This is a genomic window from Blochmannia endosymbiont of Camponotus pudorosus, from assembly GCF_059934925.1.
This window is the reverse complement of the sequence record NZ_CP011793.1, coordinates 35,031-56,863: the sequence shown is the minus strand read 5'-3', so window position 1 is coordinate 56,863 and position 21,833 is coordinate 35,031. Positions and strand designations below refer to the sequence as shown.

Below are 21,833 nucleotides of genomic sequence, written 5' to 3'. Positions count from 1 at the left end.
GATAACGATACACTCTATTACAGAATTCTACTAACGTTTAGAAAATTGTGGTCTTCTTCTTGCTTTACGTAAACCAATTTTTTTTCTCTCTACTACTCTAGAATCCCTTGTCATTAATCCTACAGAACGTAATATACTTTTTAAATTGGAATCATAATTTAGTAATGCACGAGAAACCCCATGAGATATAGCTCCAGCTTGACCTGAAATACCACCTCCTGTTACAGTAATATATGCATCCAAAGAACTTAACAATTTAGTTAATTCTAATGGTTTTTTTACTATTGTCTGCGCATTAACTTTTGGAAAATAACTATCTAATAAACGATTATTTACTACGATTTTTCCAGAACCTAATCTTAAAAACACTCTAGCAGAAGCATTTTTTCTTCTTCCAGTCCCATAATATTGATTAAATATCACATTCACAACTAAACATCCTTACTTTATAATTTTATCAATTAATTTCAAAGATTTAGGAGATTGTGCTATATGATTATGTCCAGGATCTGCATAAACCTTTAATCTACGAAACATAATTCTACCTAACTTATTTTTAGGTAACATTCCTTTTACCGCCATCTCAATTATTCTATTCGGATTAGTAGAAATAAGTTCTTTAAATTTTAAACTTTTAATTCCACCGACATAACCTGTATGTCTATAATAAATTTTATTTTCGTATTTTCGTCCACTTACATAAATTTTTTTTGAATTAATTACAATAATATAATCACCTATATCTAAATTAGGAGCATACTCAACTTTATGCTTACCAATTAAATATTTAGCTATTAAACTAGACAATCTACCAAGAACTTTATTAGTGGCATCGACAAGATACCATGATCTTTTCGTCATATTCAATTCATTCATAAAATTTTTTAGTTTGCAATACCCTATTAAATCAATTGTTTAATAAAAATAATTATACCCTAACTTAAACCCAGTATTTTAACACAAATAACATCATTTGAAAAATTTTATTTAACAAAAATACAAAAAATTTTATTACTTTATAAAATTTAACCTACTTAAGATAATCATCTTTTAAAAATATTAATACACTTATTTTATATACAAATTTTATATTATTTGCCAAAATATATAATTCTATCTAGTATAATAAACAGAAATCTTAATAAAAAATAGTATATTATATACTTTTAAACTACTATACTAATATTTTTAAAAAGTGACACAAAGTTAAAATTATATAAATTCAATATAAGAAAGGAGATTAATATTATTATGATTTGGATTATTGCAATATTTTTAAGTTTACTAACAGGATGTACTATAGGACTGGGCTTAATGTATTATAAAGATCGTAATCTACTAAACAAACATAAAACCTTATATAATGAACTTCAAAACAATAAAATGAAACTAAATGAATATCAAAATAAACTCAGAGCTCATTTTGAATACAATATAAAGATTTTAAACAAAATTTCAGAGCATTACCAAAATTTATATCAAAATATTACAAAAAATGCGAATTTTTTCTTACCTAATATATACGATCAAGAAAATACATATCCTGATCGTATTAAAAATATATATAAGAAACATGCAGAAAATTTACCTACTGAAGTTCCTAGAGACTACTCAGATGACTCAAACACACAACATGATGTACAAGAAAAAAATAATTTATAATAAAAAAGATATTGTAATATATCTTTAATAATCTTCATGTAACTATTATACTAAACTGTATAATTTTACGATCTTAAAATATAATCAAATTAAACACAATACATAATAACTTTAATTATAAATTAATATTATATTTTGCTAAAATAGTATCAAATATAATTTTGACCTTATTAAGAATACGAATAATGAATCAATTACTTATAAAGATAATAATAAATTCAATAATTATATTAAGTACAATATTGGGATTAGAAATTATTATAAATTTTAAATCTTATACTTACAACTACAATACGCTGTTGTTTGCAGACACTTCACACTCCTCCATGCCACTTAGCTTAGCTCCAATGTTAGACAAAGTACTGCCAGCTGTAGTAAGTATACACGTAGAAGGTACTCAACCTTCAAAAAGACTAACTTTACCTAAAGAATTTAGATATTTTTTTGGACCAGATCTTCCCCCTAGTGGAAATTTTGGAACTAGACAATTTGAAGGATTAGGATCTGGAGTAATTATCAATGCTAATAAAGGCTACATTATTACTAATAATCATGTTGTAAATGAAGCTGACAAAATTACAATACAACTTAACGATGGTCGAGAATACAAAGCAAAAATTATAGGACATGACGAGCAAACTGATTTAGCATTATTACAAATATTAAAATTTAATAAAAACTTGTCTGAAATAAAAATAGCAGATTCTGATACTTTAAAAGTCGGAGACTTTGCTGTTGCTATAGGAAATCCATTCGGATTAGGTCAAACTGCTACTTCAGGAATTATTTCAGCTCTAGGAAGAAGCGGTTTGAATCTTGAAGGACTAGAAAATTTTATCCAAACTGATGCTTCCATAAACCGAGGAAACTCCGGAGGAGCATTAGTTAATTTATATGGAGAATTAATTGGAATTAATACCGCTATTTTAGCTCCTGGAGGCGGAAATATTGGCATTGGTTTTGCTATTCCTAGTAATATTGTTAAAAATTTAAGCCAACAATTAATCGAATTTGGAGAAGTAAAAAGAGGTCAATTAGGAATTAAAGGTACAGAATTAACAGCTGATATTGCAAAAGCATTTAATATTGATATACAAAGAGGAGCGTTCGTTAGCGAAGTTTTACCAGGATCAGCTGCTGCTAAAGCTCGAATTAAAGCAGGAGATGTCATCACATCTGTAGAAGGAAAACCAATAAAAAACTTCGCAGAATTACGAGTAAAGGTAGGTACTACTACTCCAGGTAAAACTATCAAAATAGGACTATTAAGGGATGGGAAAACACACATAGTTTCTGTTTTACTAGATGATAGTACTAGCATTAGTACTAGTGAAGAAATATTAACTCCAGCCCTTCAAGGAGCTTCTTTAAGCAACGGATATTTAAAAGATGGAACAAAAGGAGTGCAGGTAGAAGATGTAATTAAAGACTCTCCTGCTGCTGCAATAGGATTACAAAAAGGAGATATAATTATTGGGTTAAATAAAACTAGAATATATAATTTATCTCAATTACGAAAAATTTTAAAAGAAAAACCAACAGTAATAGCGCTTAATATTATCCGAGGAGGCGCTAGTATCTTTCTATTATTAAGATAATAATAGAAAGATACTTTTTCTATATTATGTACTCTTTCTTCTATAAATAGATCTCTATTTATTTAGCAAAGTCTATCCTATAAATATATCACAATCACATTTCATTTATATCTTTTATTTTATCAGTAATACGCTGAATATGAGCGCCCATAATTTCTAACTTTTTTTCAAAACTATCATATCCTCGATCAACATGAAATACCTGATCAATAATAGTCAATCCTTCGGCGATGCATCCAGCTAATATTAAACTTGCCGCTGATCTTAAATCAGTAGATATCACTTGAGCACCTACTAATGAATTAACTCCATAACATATAATTGTATTATTTAATATATAAACTTTAGCTCCCATTCTAATTAACTCTGGAACATGCATAAAACGATTTTCAAATATAGTCTCTGTTATTTTTCCTACGCCTTTTGATATTATATTTAATAAAGTAAATTGTGCTTGCATATCGGTAGGGAATCCAGGATACGGACTTGTACACACAACAATAGCTTTTGGTCTTCTACCATGCATATCTAAACTAATCCAATCTTTTCCAACATTAATTTCTGCTCCAGATTCTTGAAGTTTTTTTAAAACAAACTTTAAAGTATTTGGATCAGATTTTAAACATACAACATTCGCGCGAGAAATAGCTGCTGCAACCAAAAATGTACCAGTTTCAATTCTATCAGGGATAATATGATATTTTCCTCCTTTTAATTTTTGGGATCCTTCAATAATAATTCTACTACTTCCTGCTCCTGTAATTTTAGTGCCTAACATAATCAAAAAATTAGCAGTATCAACAATTTCTGGCTCACGTGCAGCATTATCAATAACTGTGATACCTTTAGCTAACGCAGCAGCACTCATGATAGTTACTGTTGCCCCTACACTAATTCTATTCATAACAATATGTGCTCCACGAAGCTTACCATTTGCAGAAGCTATCACATAATCTTTTTCTACTACTATTGTTGCTCCTAATTTTTCTAGTCCATCAATATGTAAATCTATCAACCTTGCTCCAATAGAACATCCTCCTGGCAACCACACTTTACCATGTCCAAATCTAGCAACCAGTGGACCCAACATCCAAATAGACGCTCTTATGGACTTTACTAAATCATAAGGAGCACAATAATAACGATGCACTTTACTCGTATCAGAAAATACTATAATATCTTGGCGTTCTACTTGAGCTCCTAAATAATTTAACAGTGCAATAGCAGAGTCTATATCCTTTAATCTAGGAACATTATAAATTTCCACAGGTTCTTCAGTTAAAAGCGTAGCAAACAAAATAGGAAGAGCAGAATTTTTAGCTCCTGATATCATCACCTCTCCACTTAATGTAGTAGGCCCTTGAATATAAAATTTATTCATTCTTCATATTTAACTTTAAATTACAATTAAACTAATAATACAACAATATAATATTATGTGAATTGATATCTTTTATTTATATAAATAAAAGATATCAATTCACATTGTAAAATCTATTGCTAGTATTCCATTCTTCAGGATTAAAAGCATAAATGGATAAAGAATGAATCTCATTATTTACAATATATTTCATAAGAGGAGTATATATAATTTTATGTCGTTCTACTTTACTTTTACCTATAAATATAGGATCTATAGCAATTATTTCATAATGTCCATTGCAATCAAAACAAACATATACTTTATTTAACTTTAAGCATTTTAATAATATTTCTTTAATTTTATTTGCATTCATTTTTAACTATTAATTTTTCATATTTAATCTATTTAAAATATAAATTCCTAATTTCTTATTTTTTACTATTAACAAATAATAAGTATTCTTATACAGAAAAATAAAATAAAAATACAACACCACAATATTCAAAATTTAATCAAATATAAAAAATATATTATGCTCAAACTAACATATTTTTTATAAAACCAATACACACAAACATTTATTCATATGAAATTATTATACGATATATATTATACTAACAATATATCTATATCAAAATAAAAAATTATTTATTTAAAACATGACAAACAGTTCTTATAAATCAATAAATAATAATTTAAAAATAAAAAATGTATTTTTTAAAACTTTGCTAACATTAATTTCTATATTGTACTGGCACTGCAATATAGTTAAATCAATAATACAACCAGATATTTCTTTATTAAATAATAATACTGATATTCAGTATGGAAACAATATCACTATTTATTCATACAATATTAATGGAAATCTTAAATTTCAATTAACTTCTAATTACGCTCAACATTCATTAGATAAACAAATTACTGAATTTACCAAGCCTTATATTATCATATTTAATAAAAAAAACATCGCAACATGGATTATTCAATGCAATAAAGCTCAATTAAATCACAAAAAAATATTAAATTTATCTGGATACGTTTTTATAAACAAAATCTTAGAAAATACTCATAATACTCAATTCATTATTACAAATCAAATATTAATTAATTTTATAAACCATAGTATGATTTCAAATAGTAAAACTATTATCCATGGATATTATTTTTATTCTATTGGCTCAAAAATGCATGCATCACTCAACACAAACAAAATAAAACTTTTAAATAACACATACACTCGATATGAATATGAAAAAATACAACCGACATGAAAGAATAATATTTACTTTAATACACATATTATTTTCTTTTTGCAATTTAATTTATGCTAATAATCATTCAATAGAAATTAGCTCCACTTCCCAACTTATTAATACATTAAGCAATACAGTAATTTTCAAAGATCATGTAATTCTTAAATACAAAAATATTAAATTACATGCAGAAAAGGTAATTATAAATCATAATAAAAATAATTATAAATTAATAACATTTATTAAAGCCTATGGAAACCCTGTTATTTTGAATAATGTTCAAAGAAAAACTGACAATAATATCATAACATCTGCTAAATCTAATACTGTATGTTATAATATTGAAAATAACACAATTACATTCAATGGAAACGCCTATGTTGAACAACTAGGTAACTCTATACATAGCGATAATATCGTATATTTTATAAATGAACATAAACTCCAAGCTACTTCTAAAAAAATTGGAAATACCACTACAACTCTATTAATACATCCTATATACAATTATAAACAAAAAAATACATAAAATAAAAAAAATAATTATTTTGATTATTGATCAAATACATAATATTTTTATAATAAACAGATGGAAACTTTAATCGTACAAAAACTCTCTAAACATTATAAACAAATACATATAATCAATGATATTAATTTATATATACATTCTGAAGAAATTATAGGACTACTAGGACCAAATGGCTCTGGAAAAACTACAATATTCTATATAATTTTAGGTATTACTCCTCAAAATTCCGGAAAAATATTGCTAAATGATACAGATATTAGTAAATTACCTATTTATGCTAGAGCCCGACTAGGAATTGGTTATTTACCTCAAGATAATTCAATTTTTAGAAATTTAACTGTCTTTGAAAACTTAATGTCTATTGCTCAACTGCATCCTTATATCAACAAAAATGCACGCTACCAACATGTAATAAATTTAATGGACAATTTTCATATTCGTCATTTACAAAATAACGTTGGTCGAAATTTGTCTGGAGGAGAACGAAAACGCGTAGAAATAGCACGCGCATTAACCGCTAAACCTAAATTTTTATTACTAGATGAACCTTTTTCTGGAGTAGATCCAATTTCAATAAAAGAAATTCAAAAAATTATTAAACAATTAAAAAAACGCAAACTTGGAATCTTAATTACCGATCACAATGTGCAAGCAATACTAAATATATGTGAACGAATTTATGTAATCGATCAAGGGCTCATTGTTGAGCATGGTACTCCTCAAGAAATTTTAAGTAGCAAACACGTACAAGAAATATACTTAGGAAATTCATTTCAATTTAATTTGATATCAAACAACTAATCTAATAGAATTCTAGTTATTAATCGACTTATCTAAATAAAATAACATTCAATAAAAAATTATTACTACTACTAACGTAGTCATTAGTATACATATCAATAATAATATAATTTAAATCTGATATTTTTTATAATCATATTACTTATGATTAAAAATAAAAAATTTTTAACTTTCTATAAATTTGAATATGTTATTTAATACCTCATTTTCACATTTTATCTTGTTAATGCAATTAAAATAACTAAAAAAATAACAAAAACTCACAGACTATATAATGATAACTCTTAATACACTTTTAGACTATTTTTTTATTTGATATAATATATATTCTATATATAAAATACATAAAATTTAGAAAAAATTTTACTCATCACTTTTCTATTTTTCCTTTCGACGCATAGAAAATATAATTCCATGATTACTACCAAATAAAACTGAAATAAAAAAAAATATACTACCACACAATACTATAGTCGGTCCTGCTGGTAAACACATATAAAATGCAACCAACAAACCTATCCAAGAACATAATAAAGCTATACATACAGATAACAACAACATATTTATCAAACTATTCACCCAATATCGTGCAGATAAATTAGGCAATATCATTAAACCTATTGACATTAAAGTACCAGTAATTTGAAAACTTGCTATTAAATTCAGCATTACAATAAATAAAAAAACTATTTGAATACTCTTAAATAAAATAATATTATTACTTTTTAAAAAATCCGGATCAAACGATTCTATAATCAAAACCCTATAAAATAACGATAAAATAATCAATGTTATTGTACTAACTACTCCAATACATTTTATATGAAACATACTTACAGATAATATAGAACCAACTAATAAACCTAACAAATCAATATCAGAATGTTGCAATGAAATTAAAACTATACCTAATGCTAAAGCCCCAAGACAAAATCCAGAAAAACTAGCATCTTTTTGCAACGTTGTTTTTTCGCTAACCCAAATAGATAAAATCGATACAATTAATCCTGCAATAAAACCGCCGATACTCATCACAGTTAATGATATTCCTGAAAAAAAATATCCTATAGCAACTCCTGGCAAAATAGCATGAGATAAAGCATCACCTATTAAACTCATTCTCTTTAATAATAAAAACCCGCCTACTGGAGTAATACTAATACATAAAGCACAACAAGCTACTATTCCTTTACACATAAACCCAAAATGAATAAAAGGATCAAATAATGCATATAAAATCATATATAACCTTATTAAAGGTTTGCTGCATATATTTTAAAAATACAAACATAATAATCATTAATATCTATACTCATATTAATACAAAATATAATATTCACTCAAAATAAAAATATCACCTATTTTAAGAAGATGTAAACCAAATACTATCTGAATGAGTTAACAATAAAGTATTATACACAAAATTTTTAGGTACAAATTGATTATCATGTAATACTATAACTACAGTACATCCATCATAACGCAATTCATTAATAGCATCTATTACAATGGTACATGTTACCTGATCTATTCCTTGAAATGGTTCATCCAATAAAATAAATGATGCTTGTTGAACTAAAATACGAGCAAGAAGCATTCGTTGAAATTCTCCTCCTGATAAACTATCTACATACTGATTTATCAAATCTAATAATCTCAACTTTTTTAAAGCCTTCCATACTAAAAATTTCTGATAATCATTAATTCTCTTTAAAAAATTTACTCTCGGCCAACAACCCATAGACACTACATCAAATACAGTAATTGGAAAGTTATAATCTATATTTTTTTTTTGCGGTAAATATCCTATTATTTTAGATTTTTTTACTCCTAAAAATTCTAATTTACCTGAAGTAGGAGGTAATAATCCTGCTAATGTTTTTAAAAATGTAGATTTACCTATTCCATTAGGTCCTATAACCACTAACACACTACCTTTAGTAATATGACCACTAATTGATGGAGTAATACTTCGACCATGATAACCTGTTACTAAATCATGCATGATTAGCATAAACATTACACTTATTTAAATGAAACAGATACCCAAATAATTATTAACCATAAACAAATTAAAATTATTAATACTGCTAACACTCGTATTAACCCTGAAGTTATTAAAATTTTCATTCCAACTGATAAACTTTTTTTATAATTACAATTATAAAATCTCATAAATTCAAAGTATTTTTTGTTCTGCATATGTTATAACATAACATATGCAGAACAAAAACACCATAAACCAATAAATTATCAAATACATAATACTTTTAAATATAATCAAAATATAATAAATATTTTGATTATAATGAAAAATCAATATATGCCGAAGATCGGATTCGAACCGACATACCTGTTACAGTGATTGATTTTGAGTCAATTGCGTCTGCCTATTTCGCCACTTCGGCATCAAGATATAAGTAAAACTAAAAATGTAAATAACTCAATTATTAAAACTTAATAATAAAAAATAAAAAACCACCCGTTACACATAATAACACTTAAACCAAAAATACATTCACAATCTTATCATAATTATAAAACTATAATTTATTCATTGCACAGAATAACTATAAAAAAAATAACAAAAAAAAAATTTATTTAATTAAAAACATTTAAATCATAACAACATAAAAAAAATTAATATATGTTAATTACATTAACATATATATTTTAATCTATGTAAAAATTTTTATCAATATGTAGATATATTTTACTATTATACGTTTATACATTATAATACTTAGTAAAATACTATACTACATGAATTTTATCATATGAATAACTTTGATTTTAACTTATTAATAGTTTTAAATGCATTGCTAGAAAATAATAGTGTCAATTTAGCTTCAAAAAAACTTAACGTTACTGCACCTGCCATCAGCAAATCATTAAACAAAATACGAGTCCTATTTAATGATCAAATCTTAGTACGTAGTGGAACTAAATTAACTCCTACTCCTAAAGCAATATCTTTAAAACAAAATATTAAAGAATTAGTAAACCAAATTGAATCAATAATCAATACACATATTATTTTTGAACCAAAAATAACTAATATATCAGTGACCATCGCATCAAATAGTTCTATTTTTTTTGCTCTTAGCACTATCTTATTTCAAGATATTCAAACCAATTCTCCTAATGTATTCGTGAATTTCGTGAATGATTCTGACTATGATGACGATTTTTTACGAAATAATAGCATAGATTTATATTTAGGAGAAATGCGTTCACTCAATCCAGAAATTACCATTCGTACCATTCATATGTCTAAATGTTATGTAATCTGTAGAAATCATCACCCCATTTTATCTAAACACAAAAATATAGATAATCTACTAAAATATCAATTCATTCAAACTAAACATGAACATTTAACAAATTCAGATGAAACTAATAAATATTTTTGGACAGAACGCAATATTATTGGAATTACCTCGGAATACATTACTACTATAAATTCTGTAGCACATTCAAATGCATTAGCAATAATACCAAATTTTATATTAATACTTACACATGCATTACATATTCCAATAACCTACTTTGATGCGGATTTTGATTTAGGTAAACGAAGTATTATCCAAGCATGGCACTCTAAACACAATCAATCTACCTCCCATAAATGGTTAAGAGATCATACTAAAGATATGTTACTTAAATATATAAATGAATATCTGACCGTATATTAAAAAATTTAAAACTAAATAGTTTTTAAAAAAATAATGATAATATTAATTATCATAAACAACATAATTGGAATTATCGATCCTATCAACGGATATACATTATATATAACACTAAATATACTAAAAAACTGATGTAAAACATAAAATAAAAAACTAATTATACTTCCGAAAAATAATCTTGTACTTATTTTTTTATTAGAAAATGGACCAAGGCTATACAACAGTGCTATCACTAACATTATTACTCCCATTATAGGAGATAAAACCTTATTCCACAGTATTAATTCATAATATTGAGAATTTTGATGCACTCTATTTAAATACTTTATACAAAATATTAACTTAGATACAGATAATACTCGAGGATTTGTAGTAATTGTTGATAATAAATACGGAGTTAATCTTGTATCCCATTTGTATTGAAAAATTTTCTTACTAACTATGTTGGTAATATCAAAAAAATTCAATTCAATTGCTTCAGATACAACCCAACTCTTATCACAATACATTACACGTTTCATATATACAATCTTTTCTATTTTTTTCTCTTTAGTTAAATGATATAAATTTACCCCTAACAAATTATCAGAAGCAATCATATGTTCAATAGAAATAATACTATTGTTATCCATCAACCATAAATTTTTTTCCTTTTCAGGAAAAAAATAAGTATTATATTCCTTATGACCTTTGTATAGACAAAACATATATTGACTATATGGCAATATCCATTCATTAAAAATTATGTGAAATATTAATATAAAAATAGAAATTTTAGCCACAGATATAATAATCTGAAAATTACTTAATCCAAAAACTCTCATAATTGCTAATTCATTACGTACTTCAAGAATACCTAAACCTAACAATCCTCCTAATAAAATAGATATCGGAAAAAACAACTCACAATCTTTTAGTAAACTGAAAAAAATATAAAAAAAAATTTCTACAATAGAACAAGTTTTTTTTTCAAAATCACGTAATCCATCAATTAATTTAATAATACTTGATAAAGATATCAATATTAAAAACACCATTAATATATTTGATAATATAGATTTTTTTATATAAAAATTCAAAATTTTATACATACATTTTACTACTTGTTAAAAAAATAAATAAAAATTAATTATATCCATTATAAACATCGATATTTACACAAATTCATTAATAATATCATGATGCAATAAATAAAATTAATCCCCCACATACCCAATATAGGTTCTACATAATTTATATTAGTAGAAAAACGTAATAAAATATGCAATATAAAAAATAGTATATATAATAAAATTGCTAATAAACCATTTAATAAATGATTATTTGAAACAGTTATTGCTAATAATAAAGCTATTATTGGCATAATAATAATAGATACTAATAAAACAAAACGCCAATTTAATTCTATATATTTCTCAAATAATGAATCATGGCATAGAAGTTGATTTATAGACATATATTCAACTGTCTTATGAGCTTTTTTAAAAAAATTAACATGATAATCAATCAAAGCGTTGTACTGAGAAAAATTACTTACATATACATCTGTAAAGCTTAATCGAGCACAATCATAATGTATTTCATAATACATTCCTGATCTTAAAGTAACTGATTTTAGTTTATTAGAATAATTATACAGATCACCTTGATTTGCTATAACAATCATAAAAACAGCATTATCATTAATATCCCAATTTTTTTTTAACACAAAAACATACTGCAAATTTTTATTCTTAATTTTTTTAATAAAAAAAACTGTACGTTCACTGAATATTAATAAAAACTTTTTTTCTACTAATTTAATAGAATCAATACTCTTACCAATCTCAGATAACATTGAATATCGTAACCATGCACAATATGGAGATACCCACATTATATTAACTAAAGCTACAATAAATACAATCACACTGCACAATAATATGCTTTTTACAAAAAAAAATTTATTTATAGCACAAGAATACATTACTAAAATTTCATTATGTAAATGAAATCTATAACAGGTAATAAGTACGCTAAGAAATAAACTAAAAGGTATAAGTAACTTTCCTAATTCTGGAATATTCAAAATAAGATATAAACAAATTAAATATACTGGTGCAGGATTTTCTAAATCCATAGTTTTAATAAATTTCTGACAAAAACATACTAAAAACAATAATGCTAAAATAATTAGTTGATTTTTTAATATTTCTTTAACAATATATTTGATTAAAATCATTATTTTTATTAAAACCTTGTTTTACATATCAAAAAATGATACTATTGTCAAAATTGTAGTATATAACATCTCATATTTTGTAAATATGAATTAAATAAGTATATTTGATCAAAATTAGTTAAATCAAAAGGGGTTTATTTTATATTAAAATTTTTAGTTAATAATTATGTTAATAAACGAACAAACTGTAAATTTTAAAATTATTGATGATTATTTAAAATCTGATGAAGATGCTTGTATTATAACTGGTATATTTGAACATTACCGTTTATTTCCTTCGACAGAACATATAAATAATATTAGTCAGGAATACATTTATTCTTTATTACAACGAAGCAAATTTAATGGATCTTTGAATCAAAACTTATTATTATACGATATTCCCTATTTTTTAAATAGACAAATTTTATTGGTTGGATGTGGTAAAGAATTTGAATTTAATTCCAATATTTACAAAAAAGTATTATGTAACTCCGTTGAATTTTGTAAAAAATTTAATATTAATAAAATTATATTTTTATTAACTGAACTAAATATCAATGGATACGACCCTTATTGGAAAATAAGACATAGTATATCAATAATTAATGATCAATTTTATACTTTTAATAGATTTAAAAATCATCAGAATTCATCAGAAAATATTTCTTCAATTGAAGTTTATATGTATATAAAAAATCCAAATGAATTCAAAATTTGTAAACAAGCTGTAAAAGATGGATCAATTATTTCCAATGGGATTAATATAGCAAAAAATTTAAGCAACATGCCTCCTAATTATTGTACCCCAAATTATCTATCTGACCAAGTTTTAAAATTACCTAATTATTACAATAACTTAAGTGTCGATATTCTTTGTGAATCAAATTTAAAAAAAATAGGGATGAATTCTTATCTAGCTGTCGGAAATGGATCAAATTACCCAGCTATAATGCCTGTCATTAAATATACAAACCACCCTGGCGGAAACAATATTAATAATCCTATAGTTTTAATAGGAAAAGGGCTCACTTTTGATTCAGGTGGGATATCTATCAAGCCTTCAAACAATATGGATGAAATGAAATATGATATGTGTGGGGCTGCTGTAGTATATGCAATCATGTGTATAGTATCTCATCTAAAATTACCATTAAATATAATTGGAATTCTTGCTATATCTGAAAATATGATCAACAGTAAATCCTTAAAACCAGGAGATATCATCACTACTTTATCTGGACAAACAGTAGAAGTCTTAAATACTGATGCTGAAGGCAGATTAGTATTATGCGATGTTTTAACATACGTAGAAAAATATGACCCATCAATAGTGATTGATATAGCTACATTAACAGGAGCATGTGTTGTAGCTTTAGGAAGACACTTTAGCGGATTAATGACCAATAACAATAATTTAGCCAAAGATTTAATACTAGCATCAAAGCAAACTCAAGATTTTCTCTGGAGATTACCTCTTCATGAATTATTTGAAAAACAATTACAATCTACCATAGCAGATATGACTAATACTGGAGATAAATCTGGAGGAGGAGCTATTACAGCAGCATGCTTCCTTAATAAGTTTACTAAAAAATATAATTGGGCTCATTTAGATATTGCAGGAACTGCATGGATATCAAATAAAGAAGTTAAAAGTTCTACAGGAAGACCTGTAGAACTTTTAACTCAATTTTTGATTAATAAAACTAAATCTGATGAAATTAGATAACTAAATTATATCCATACCTCTTAATATAATAGAAAATATATCTTAAATATCTCTAAAAATATATATGGAATATATATACTTACAATAACAAAATTAATAAGGTTAATAGAAGTGCCACATAAAAAACAAGGAGTATTTTATATACTGCCTGCAACAGATTATAAAAATACACTAAATTTTCAAGAAAAATTAGCATGTTATTTAACACAAACTAAATGGAGACTGGGAAAAAGCATTTTAATAGCTTGTGAAAATAAAACTCAAGCTTTGAAGATAGATGAGTTTTTATGGGATATAGACAAAAATTCTTTTCTACCTCATGATTTATTTGGAAAAAATATACATAAAATACCAATCATTATACATTGGAAACAATGTTATTTTAATAACGCTTTATTAAAAGACATCTTAATAAACCTAATGCAAACAAATAAAGATTTTTTTTTCAATTTCAATGAAATTATTGATTTCGTTCCTTCAGAAAATTTTTTAAAAAAATTAGCTAGAATACGATATAAAATGCTAAAAGATATCGGATTTCATTTAAAAGTACTAAAAACATTTAATTTTACGATAGGTGATTAATATATGATAGAAAAAATATATAATCCTAAACAAATAGAAGAACCAATTTATGAATTTTGGGAAAAATTAGGTTATTTCGAACCTGACACGATAAATTTTAAAAAATCTAGATTTTGCATCATGATGCCTCCTCCCAATATTACTGGAGAATTGCATTTAGGTCATGCACTTCAACAAACTATTATGGATATTTTAGTTCGTTATAATCGTATGAACGGAAAAAATGTATTATGGATTACCGGTTTTGATCATGCAGGAATCGCTACACAAATACTTGTAGAAAATAAAATTTTTAGCAACACAAATACAATAAAAACAAGTAATACAAAAAAAAAACTACTACAAGAAATTTGGATATGGAAAAAACATATTGAAAAATTAATTAGCTATCAAATAAAGCGATTAGGATGTTCAGTATCCTGGAAAAATAAACGATTTACTATGGACCCACAAATATCTTTTGCTGTAAAAGAAGCATTTATTCGTCTATATGAAGATAATTTAATTTATAAAGGAAAACGATTAGTAAATTGGGATTACAAATTACAAACTGCTATTTCTGATTTAGAAGTAACACATAAGCAAGTAAAAGGCTCTATGTGGTATATAAAATATCAATTAGAAGAACATAATAACAAATTTAATACCGACACCACTACTAATAATGTTAGTAATTATATAACTGTAGCTACAACAAGACCGGAAACTATATTTGGAGATGTTGCAGTTGCGGTAAATCCACAAGATTCTCGTTATTATGATTTAATTGGAAAATATGTATTGATACCTTTAATAAATAGAAGAATACCCATCATTTCTGATAAATTTGTCAATCCCAATGTAGGGACAGGTTGTGTTAAAATTACTCCTGCACATGATTTTAATGATTATATCATAGGTAAAAAACATGATTTACCGATAATTAACATCTTTTCAACTCATAGAAAAATTCTTGAAAAACCTGAAATTTTTCATAATCACAATCAAACTCATAATCAGAATAGTCACTACCATATTCCAAAAATATTTCAAAATTTAGATTATGAACAAGCTAGAAAAATGGTTATTTTAAAATGCACACAATATAACCTTTTAGAACAAGTAAAAGACTATAATGTAACAATTTCATATAATAATCGAACTGAAACAATTATTGAGCCTTTGATCACCAATCAATGGTATATTAAAACTAAACGTCTAGCTAAACAAGCAACAAATATTGTTAAGGAAGGAAAAATAGAATTTATTCCTAATACATACAAAAATATATATTTTGAATGGATGAATAATATTCAAGACTGGTGTATCTCCAGACAAATATGCTGGGGGCATCAAATTCCTGCTTGGTATAACGATAAAAATGAAATATATGTAGGGCACTGTGAATCAGATATCAGAATAAAACATCAATTAAATAATGATACAATATTACGACAAGACAACGATGTATTAGACACATGGTTTTCTTCCAGTTTATGGACCTTCTCTGGCTTAGGTTGGCCTAAAAGCGATAATTTATTAAATTTCTTTCATCCCACTGATATTATAATTAGTGGATTTGATATTATATTCTTTTGGATTGCTCGCATGATCATGATGACTATGTATTTTATCAAAGATACAAACAACAATAGTCAAATTCCCTTTAAAAAAATATATATTACCGGACTAATAAGAGATAAACATGGACAAAAAATGTCTAAATCTAAAAATAATATAATAAACCCAATGGACATAATTGATGGAATATCCTCGAATAATCTACCAAGCAATAATATAAACAATAATTTTGATTCATTACAATCACCACAAAATGCTTATAAAAAAAATGAAAATAATTCAAAAAAACAATTTTTACATGAAATAAAAGCATATGGAGCTGATTCTTTAAGAATGACTCTAACAGCATTGTCATCTTCTGGACGAGATATACATTGGGATATACATAGATTAAAAGGATATCATAATTTTTGTAATAAATTATGGAATGCTAGTAAATTTATTTTATTACATACCAATAATCAAGATTGCGGAATAAATTCTAAAACAGAAAAAATATTCTCTTTACCAGACCGTTGGATCATTGCTAAGTTACATCAAACTATTCAAATTTTTTACCAGGAACTAGAAAAATACAGATTTGATAAAATTGTAAACTTATTATATGAATTCATTTGGCATCAATTTTGTGATTGGTATATCGAACTTATCAAACCTACACTTTACTCCGATACTAATATTCAACAATTGACAGGAACTCGTTATACTTTAATCACATCTTTCGAAACTTTACTACGTCTATCTCATCCCATTATTCCTTTTATTACAGAAAAAATTTGGCAACAAATCAAACCAATAATACAAGTTAAAGACAATACTATTATGTTGCAATCATTTCCTAATTATCATATTCCTTTCATCAATATAGAAGTTATTACTGAATTTGAATGGATAAAAAATATTATTTCTGAGATAAGAATGTTTCGAACTTATATGGGGATACCATATAAAATTCCTTTAAGCATAGCATTTCGCTATTCTTCTGATCACATAAAAAAATATATACTAAATAATAACTATACGCTTACTAAAATTGCACGACTAAACAAAATTGATCTTTTAAAAAAACATGATAATCCTTCTAAAATATCATTTAGTTTTAATATAAACGAATCAGAATTATTAATTTTTATTCCAGATATATTTAATAAAAAAATTGCAATAAATAAATTACATAAAGAAATAGAATTATTAACTCGTAAAATAAATGATATAAAACAAATCCCAAATAATAACAACTCAAATTTTAAAATTTACTTAGTTAAAAAACAAGAAAAGTTAATTTATTATGAAAACATTAAAAACAAATTAATTAATCAACTTTCTACAATCTTAGCACTATAAAAACAAACACTTATATACATGAGATATAAGTCTTAAATTTTAAAAATTAGTTACATATTTTATTTACAACTATTTCATAATATAAAAATTTAAGTAATAATAGTTTATTTATTAAATTTATACTTTATAAAGATATATAACTAAATATATTAATAATATTCATTAAAAATATTATTAATAAATCAAAGGATATTTTATGAATAAATTATATCAACGGTCTTTCTTAAGATTAAAAGATTTTAACGTAAACGAAATTAAATATATATTACATTTAGCAAGTAATTTAAAATATCAAAAACATAATCAAATAGAAACGCAACAATTAAATGGTAAAAATATTGTACTTATTTTTGAAAATAATTCAACTCGAACAAGATGTGCATTCGAGGTAGCAGCATTTGATCAAGGTGCCCGAGTAACCTGTTTAACTCCTAATATTAGTCAAATCGGACATAAAGAATCTATTAAAGATACTGCTAAAATTTTAGGCCGAATGTATCATGGAATTCAATATCGTGGATATAATCAAGACATTGTTAGAATATTTGCTCAATACTCTAATGTACCAGTATGGAATGGTCTTACTGAACAATTTCATCCAACACAATTACTTGCTGATCTAATGACTATGCAAGAACAAATATCACATAAATCATTTGATAAAATGAAATTAGCTTACGTTGGAGATGCTCGAAACAATATAGGAAACTCTTTGTTAGAAGCAGCTACAATAATGGGATTTGATTTGAGATTAGTATCTCCTAAAGAATTTTGGCCAAAAAAAGAATTATTTTTAGAATGCCAAAAACTATCTAACCAACTTAATTGCAAAAAAATTTTACTTACTGAAAATATTGCTGAAGGAGTGAAAAATGTAGATTTCTTATATACTGATGTATGGGTTTCTATGGGAGAAAATGAAAAAGTATGGGCTCATCGAATTTCTTTACTATTTCCTTATCAAGTTAATCAAAATATGATAAATCAAACTGAAAATCCAAACGTAAAATTTTTACATTGTTTACCAGCATTTCATAATACTGAAACTGTTATTGGAAAAAAAATTGCTCAAAAATACAATTATTTAAATGGATTAGAAGTAACAAATGAAATATTTGAATCAAAACAATACAGTGTAGTTTTTGAGCAAGCTGAAAATAGATTACATACAATAAAGTCTTTAATGCTTGCAACATTACTCCCTAATTTAAAATGAAAATACTATAATTATTTTATCAATAATTTTACGTTAATGAGATATTAATTCTAATTAATTATTACACTAAGCATGATACAATAAATAAATTTTATATATAAACTATTATACCAAACAACTTAATTATAGTTTTACATGAAAGAAACAATTCAATCTATTTATACAAAAAAAGCTCCTGGTCCTTTTGGTCCATATACTCAAGCTATAGATACTGGCAGTATCATATATATATCTGGTCAAATTCCTATTATTCAACAAACAGGAGAAATTCCTGATAACATTTATGATCAAACATACCAAACATTAAAAAATATACAATATATTTTGGAATCAAAAAATCTGGAAATTAAAAATCTTGTTAAAACTACTTTATTTATAACAAATATCCACGATTTACCAAAAATTAATGATAGTTATAATGATTTCTTTAATACGAATTTTTTAAAAAAAACTCAATATAAAAACATACCTTTAAATTTACCAGCTCGATCCTGTGTAGAAGTCTCTAAACTACCTAAAAATGTAAAAATAGAAATAGAAGCTATTGCAATACGTTATTACTAAATAATAAATTTAATTCATTTTTACAATATAAAAATTTTTAAAATTTAGCATCTCTATTTTCTATACAATAATACTTCATATCTTTAAAAGAAAAAATAAAAAAATAAACCACTAAATCTCTTCAATAATAAAATAACGACTTATTACTGAAGAGATTTAGTGGTTTATAAATACATCCCTCTATTCATTAATTTCTTTTATAAAAAGAAAAATTTTTCATTTATTACTCAACATTTTTAATTCATATGCTAATGCTTGTTTTGTATCATATTGATTTTCCCATTTAGCAATTACTAATACTGCTAATGCATTTCCTACTACATTTAATGCAGTACGAGCCATATCTAATATTCGATCAACTCCTGCAATAAATGCTAATCCTTCCAATGGAATTCCTACACTACCTAAAGTAGCCAATAATACAACAAAAGACACTCCAGGAACACCTGCAATACCTTTAGAAGTAATCATCAAAGTCAACACTAAAATAATTTCTTGACTTAAAGATAATTCAATACCATACAATTGCGCAATAAAAATAGCTGCAATACTTTGGTATAAAGTAGACCCATCTAAATTAAACGAATATCCTGTCGGCACTACAAATCCAGTAATAGTAGACGGAGCGCCATATGCCTCCATTTTTTTTATAATACGAGGCAAAACAGTTTCAGAACTTGCAGTAGAAAAAGATAAAATTAATTCTTCTTTTAAAATACAAATTAAATTCCAAATCTTTAAATTACATATTCGAGCAACTATTCCCAACACTATTAAAGCAAAAAATACTATAGCACCGTAAACTAACAAAACTAATTTAGTAAGAGGTAATAACGAACTAAATCCAAAAGTTGCAACCGTTACTGAAATTAATGAAAACACTCCAATAGGAGCATAACGCATCACCATATTTGTTACCTCAAACATAGTATCTGCTATAGAATTAAACACATCCAATAATGGTAATTTAGTTTTATCTGGTAATGCAGCTAATCCAAGACCAAAGATCACCGAAAAAAAAATAACCGGCAACATATCTCCTTTAGCCATCGAATCTATAATATTTGATGGAATTAATGATAACACAGTATTTGTTAAATTTGATTGAATCTCAGATGTTGTTTGTTCATACATCGATATATCCGTCTTAGATAAAATAGACATATCAATTCCATATCCTGGATGAAACACATTAGCAAGTGCTACACCGAATATTATAGCAAGAGTCGTAATAATCTCAAAATAAATTATAGTCTTCAGTCCAATACTTCCTAACTTTTTAACATCTCCTATTCCAGCAATTCCTATAATTAATGTAGCCATCACAATAGGAACAACAATCATTTTAATCAATCTAATAAACACCTCTCCAGATGGAGAAAGCAGTGTATTTATAATCCAGTCTTTCAATTCCATTTGATCATGTAATACAATTCCTACAATAATACCCAAGTTTAAAGCAAAAAAAATCTTCCAAGCAAGGGTAATTTTAAAATCTCTAATCATCATAGTTACCCCTTAATAAAATTAATATTTCTATTCATATATACTTTATTTTAAAAAAATATAACCTTTGTGCTCATTGAAAAAGGTAACTTCAAAAAAATATTTAAACATATAATAAAATATACTCAACTTTAATATAATTATCATAATTATGATATAGTAAAACTTAATAGTTAGTATAATTAATTATTTATATTAAAAATGCTTATAATCACTTATTTA

20 protein-coding genes, 1 tRNA gene and 1 pseudogene are annotated in these 21,833 nt (G+C 25.4%); 11 read left to right on the top strand and 11 right to left on the bottom strand.

Annotation, left to right across the window (positions count from 1 at the left end):
• Positions 1-30: 30 nt before the first annotated feature.
• Both rpsI and rplM read right to left on the bottom strand, forming a co-directional pair.
• Positions 31-423 carry a 30S ribosomal protein S9 gene (gene rpsI / locus Bpudo544_RS00250; RefSeq protein WP_500825663.1) on the bottom strand — a complete coding sequence of 131 codons (393 nt, stop codon included), beginning with the start codon at positions 421-423 and terminating at the stop codon, positions 31-33.
• Between the two features lie 18 nt (positions 424-441).
• Positions 442-876, bottom strand: coding sequence for a 50S ribosomal protein L13 (gene rplM / locus Bpudo544_RS00245; protein ID WP_500825366.1), 435 nt, complete (start codon positions 874-876; stop codon positions 442-444).
• A 375-nt stretch (positions 877-1,251) separates the two neighbouring features.
• On the opposite strand from rplM, the gene Bpudo544_RS00240 reads away from it, so the two are divergent.
• Positions 1,252-1,662, top strand: a complete 411-nt coding sequence (locus tag Bpudo544_RS00240) for a Z-ring associated ZapG family protein (RefSeq protein ID WP_500825365.1) — start codon at positions 1,252-1,254, stop codon at positions 1,660-1,662.
• A 335-nt stretch (positions 1,663-1,997) separates the two neighbouring features.
• A pseudogene (locus tag Bpudo544_RS00235) lies at positions 1,998-3,260 on the top strand (Do family serine endopeptidase); the annotation flags it as partial.
• 94 nt (positions 3,261-3,354) lie between these two features.
• Here the strand turns inward: Bpudo544_RS00235 and murA are convergent.
• Both murA and Bpudo544_RS00225 read right to left on the bottom strand, forming a co-directional pair.
• A complete protein-coding gene (murA, locus tag Bpudo544_RS00230; RefSeq protein ID WP_500825364.1) occupies positions 3,355-4,641 on the bottom strand; it encodes a UDP-N-acetylglucosamine 1-carboxyvinyltransferase in 1,287 nt (428 codons plus the stop codon).
• 94 nt (positions 4,642-4,735) lie between these two features.
• Positions 4,736-4,996 (bottom strand): BolA family protein, encoded by a 261-nt coding sequence (locus tag Bpudo544_RS00225; RefSeq protein WP_500825363.1) that lies wholly within the window; start codon positions 4,994-4,996, stop codon positions 4,736-4,738.
• A gap of 286 nt (positions 4,997-5,282) precedes the next feature.
• On the opposite strand from Bpudo544_RS00225, the gene lptC reads away from it, so the two are divergent.
• Genes lptC through lptB form a run of 3 tightly spaced genes read left to right on the top strand, consistent with a single transcriptional unit; the run spans position 5,283 to position 7,212 of the window.
• Positions 5,283-5,897: an LPS export ABC transporter periplasmic protein LptC gene (gene lptC / locus Bpudo544_RS00220; protein ID WP_500825362.1), complete on the top strand. Its 615-nt coding sequence runs from the start codon at positions 5,283-5,285 to the stop codon at positions 5,895-5,897.
• Positions 5,869-6,408 carry a lipopolysaccharide transport periplasmic protein LptA gene (gene lptA, locus Bpudo544_RS00215; RefSeq protein WP_500825361.1) on the top strand — a complete coding sequence of 180 codons (540 nt, stop codon included), beginning with the start codon at positions 5,869-5,871 and terminating at the stop codon, positions 6,406-6,408. Before lptC ends, lptA begins: the two co-directional genes overlap by 29 nt.
• Positions 6,409-6,468: 60 nt before the next feature.
• Positions 6,469-7,212 (top strand): LPS export ABC transporter ATP-binding protein, encoded by a 744-nt coding sequence (gene lptB, locus Bpudo544_RS00210; protein WP_500825360.1) that lies wholly within the window; start codon positions 6,469-6,471, stop codon positions 7,210-7,212.
• 378 nt (positions 7,213-7,590) lie between these two features.
• Here the strand turns inward: lptB and Bpudo544_RS00205 are convergent, their stop codons facing one another.
• The 4 genes from Bpudo544_RS00205 to Bpudo544_RS00190 form a co-directional block, all read right to left on the bottom strand.
• Positions 7,591-8,454, bottom strand: a complete 864-nt coding sequence (locus tag Bpudo544_RS00205; RefSeq protein WP_500825359.1) for a metal ABC transporter permease — start codon at positions 8,452-8,454, stop codon at positions 7,591-7,593.
• Positions 8,455-8,575: 121 nt separating this feature from the next.
• Positions 8,576-9,226: a metal ABC transporter ATP-binding protein gene (locus tag Bpudo544_RS00200; protein WP_500825358.1), complete on the bottom strand. Its 651-nt coding sequence runs from the start codon at positions 9,224-9,226 to the stop codon at positions 8,576-8,578.
• Positions 9,227-9,237: 11 nt separating this feature from the next.
• Entirely contained in the window at positions 9,238-9,414 is a 177-nt protein-coding gene (locus tag Bpudo544_RS00195) for a hypothetical protein (protein ID WP_500825357.1), read from the bottom strand.
• A gap of 122 nt (positions 9,415-9,536) precedes the next feature.
• A tRNA-Leu gene (locus Bpudo544_RS00190) sits at positions 9,537-9,620 on the bottom strand.
• Between the two features lie 369 nt (positions 9,621-9,989).
• Between Bpudo544_RS00190 and Bpudo544_RS00185 the strand changes: the two genes are divergently transcribed.
• Positions 9,990-10,907 (top strand): LysR family transcriptional regulator, encoded by a 918-nt coding sequence (locus Bpudo544_RS00185; protein ID WP_500825356.1) that lies wholly within the window; start codon positions 9,990-9,992, stop codon positions 10,905-10,907.
• 11 nt (positions 10,908-10,918) lie between these two features.
• Here the strand turns inward: Bpudo544_RS00185 and lptG are convergent, their stop codons facing one another.
• Positions 10,919-11,995 carry an LPS export ABC transporter permease LptG gene (gene lptG, locus Bpudo544_RS00180; protein WP_500825355.1) on the bottom strand — a complete coding sequence of 359 codons (1,077 nt, stop codon included), beginning with the start codon at positions 11,993-11,995 and terminating at the stop codon, positions 10,919-10,921.
• Positions 11,996-12,042: 47 nt separating this feature from the next.
• Positions 12,043-13,125, bottom strand: a complete 1,083-nt coding sequence (locus Bpudo544_RS00175) for an LptF/LptG family permease (protein WP_500825354.1) — start codon at positions 13,123-13,125, stop codon at positions 12,043-12,045.
• A gap of 166 nt (positions 13,126-13,291) precedes the next feature.
• Between Bpudo544_RS00175 and Bpudo544_RS00170 the strand changes: the two genes are divergently transcribed.
• The 5 genes from Bpudo544_RS00170 to Bpudo544_RS00150 all read left to right on the top strand — a co-directional run bounded on the left by Bpudo544_RS00170 (position 13,292) and on the right by Bpudo544_RS00150 (position 20,105).
• Positions 13,292-14,836: a leucyl aminopeptidase gene (locus Bpudo544_RS00170; RefSeq protein WP_500825353.1), complete on the top strand. Its 1,545-nt coding sequence runs from the start codon at positions 13,292-13,294 to the stop codon at positions 14,834-14,836.
• Positions 14,837-14,947: 111 nt separating this feature from the next.
• A complete protein-coding gene (locus Bpudo544_RS00165) occupies positions 14,948-15,421 on the top strand; it encodes a DNA polymerase III subunit chi (RefSeq protein ID WP_500825352.1) in 474 nt (157 codons plus the stop codon).
• A gap of 6 nt (positions 15,422-15,427) precedes the next feature.
• Complete coding sequence (locus tag Bpudo544_RS00160) at positions 15,428-18,325, top strand: valine--tRNA ligase (RefSeq protein ID WP_500825662.1); 2,898 nt, start codon at positions 15,428-15,430, stop codon at positions 18,323-18,325.
• Positions 18,326-18,521: 196 nt separating this feature from the next.
• Positions 18,522-19,541 carry an ornithine carbamoyltransferase gene (argF, locus tag Bpudo544_RS00155; protein ID WP_500825351.1) on the top strand — a complete coding sequence of 340 codons (1,020 nt, stop codon included), beginning with the start codon at positions 18,522-18,524 and terminating at the stop codon, positions 19,539-19,541.
• 135 nt (positions 19,542-19,676) lie between these two features.
• The gene (locus Bpudo544_RS00150; protein ID WP_500825350.1) at positions 19,677-20,105 is read left to right on the top strand and encodes a Rid family detoxifying hydrolase; all 429 of its coding nucleotides are present in this window, start codon (positions 19,677-19,679) and stop codon (positions 20,103-20,105) included.
• A 216-nt stretch (positions 20,106-20,321) separates the two neighbouring features.
• Here the strand turns inward: Bpudo544_RS00150 and gltP are convergent, their stop codons facing one another.
• Positions 20,322-21,614, bottom strand: coding sequence for a glutamate/aspartate:proton symporter GltP (gltP, locus tag Bpudo544_RS00145; protein WP_500825349.1), 1,293 nt, complete (start codon positions 21,612-21,614; stop codon positions 20,322-20,324).
• Positions 21,615-21,833 lie beyond the last annotated feature (219 nt).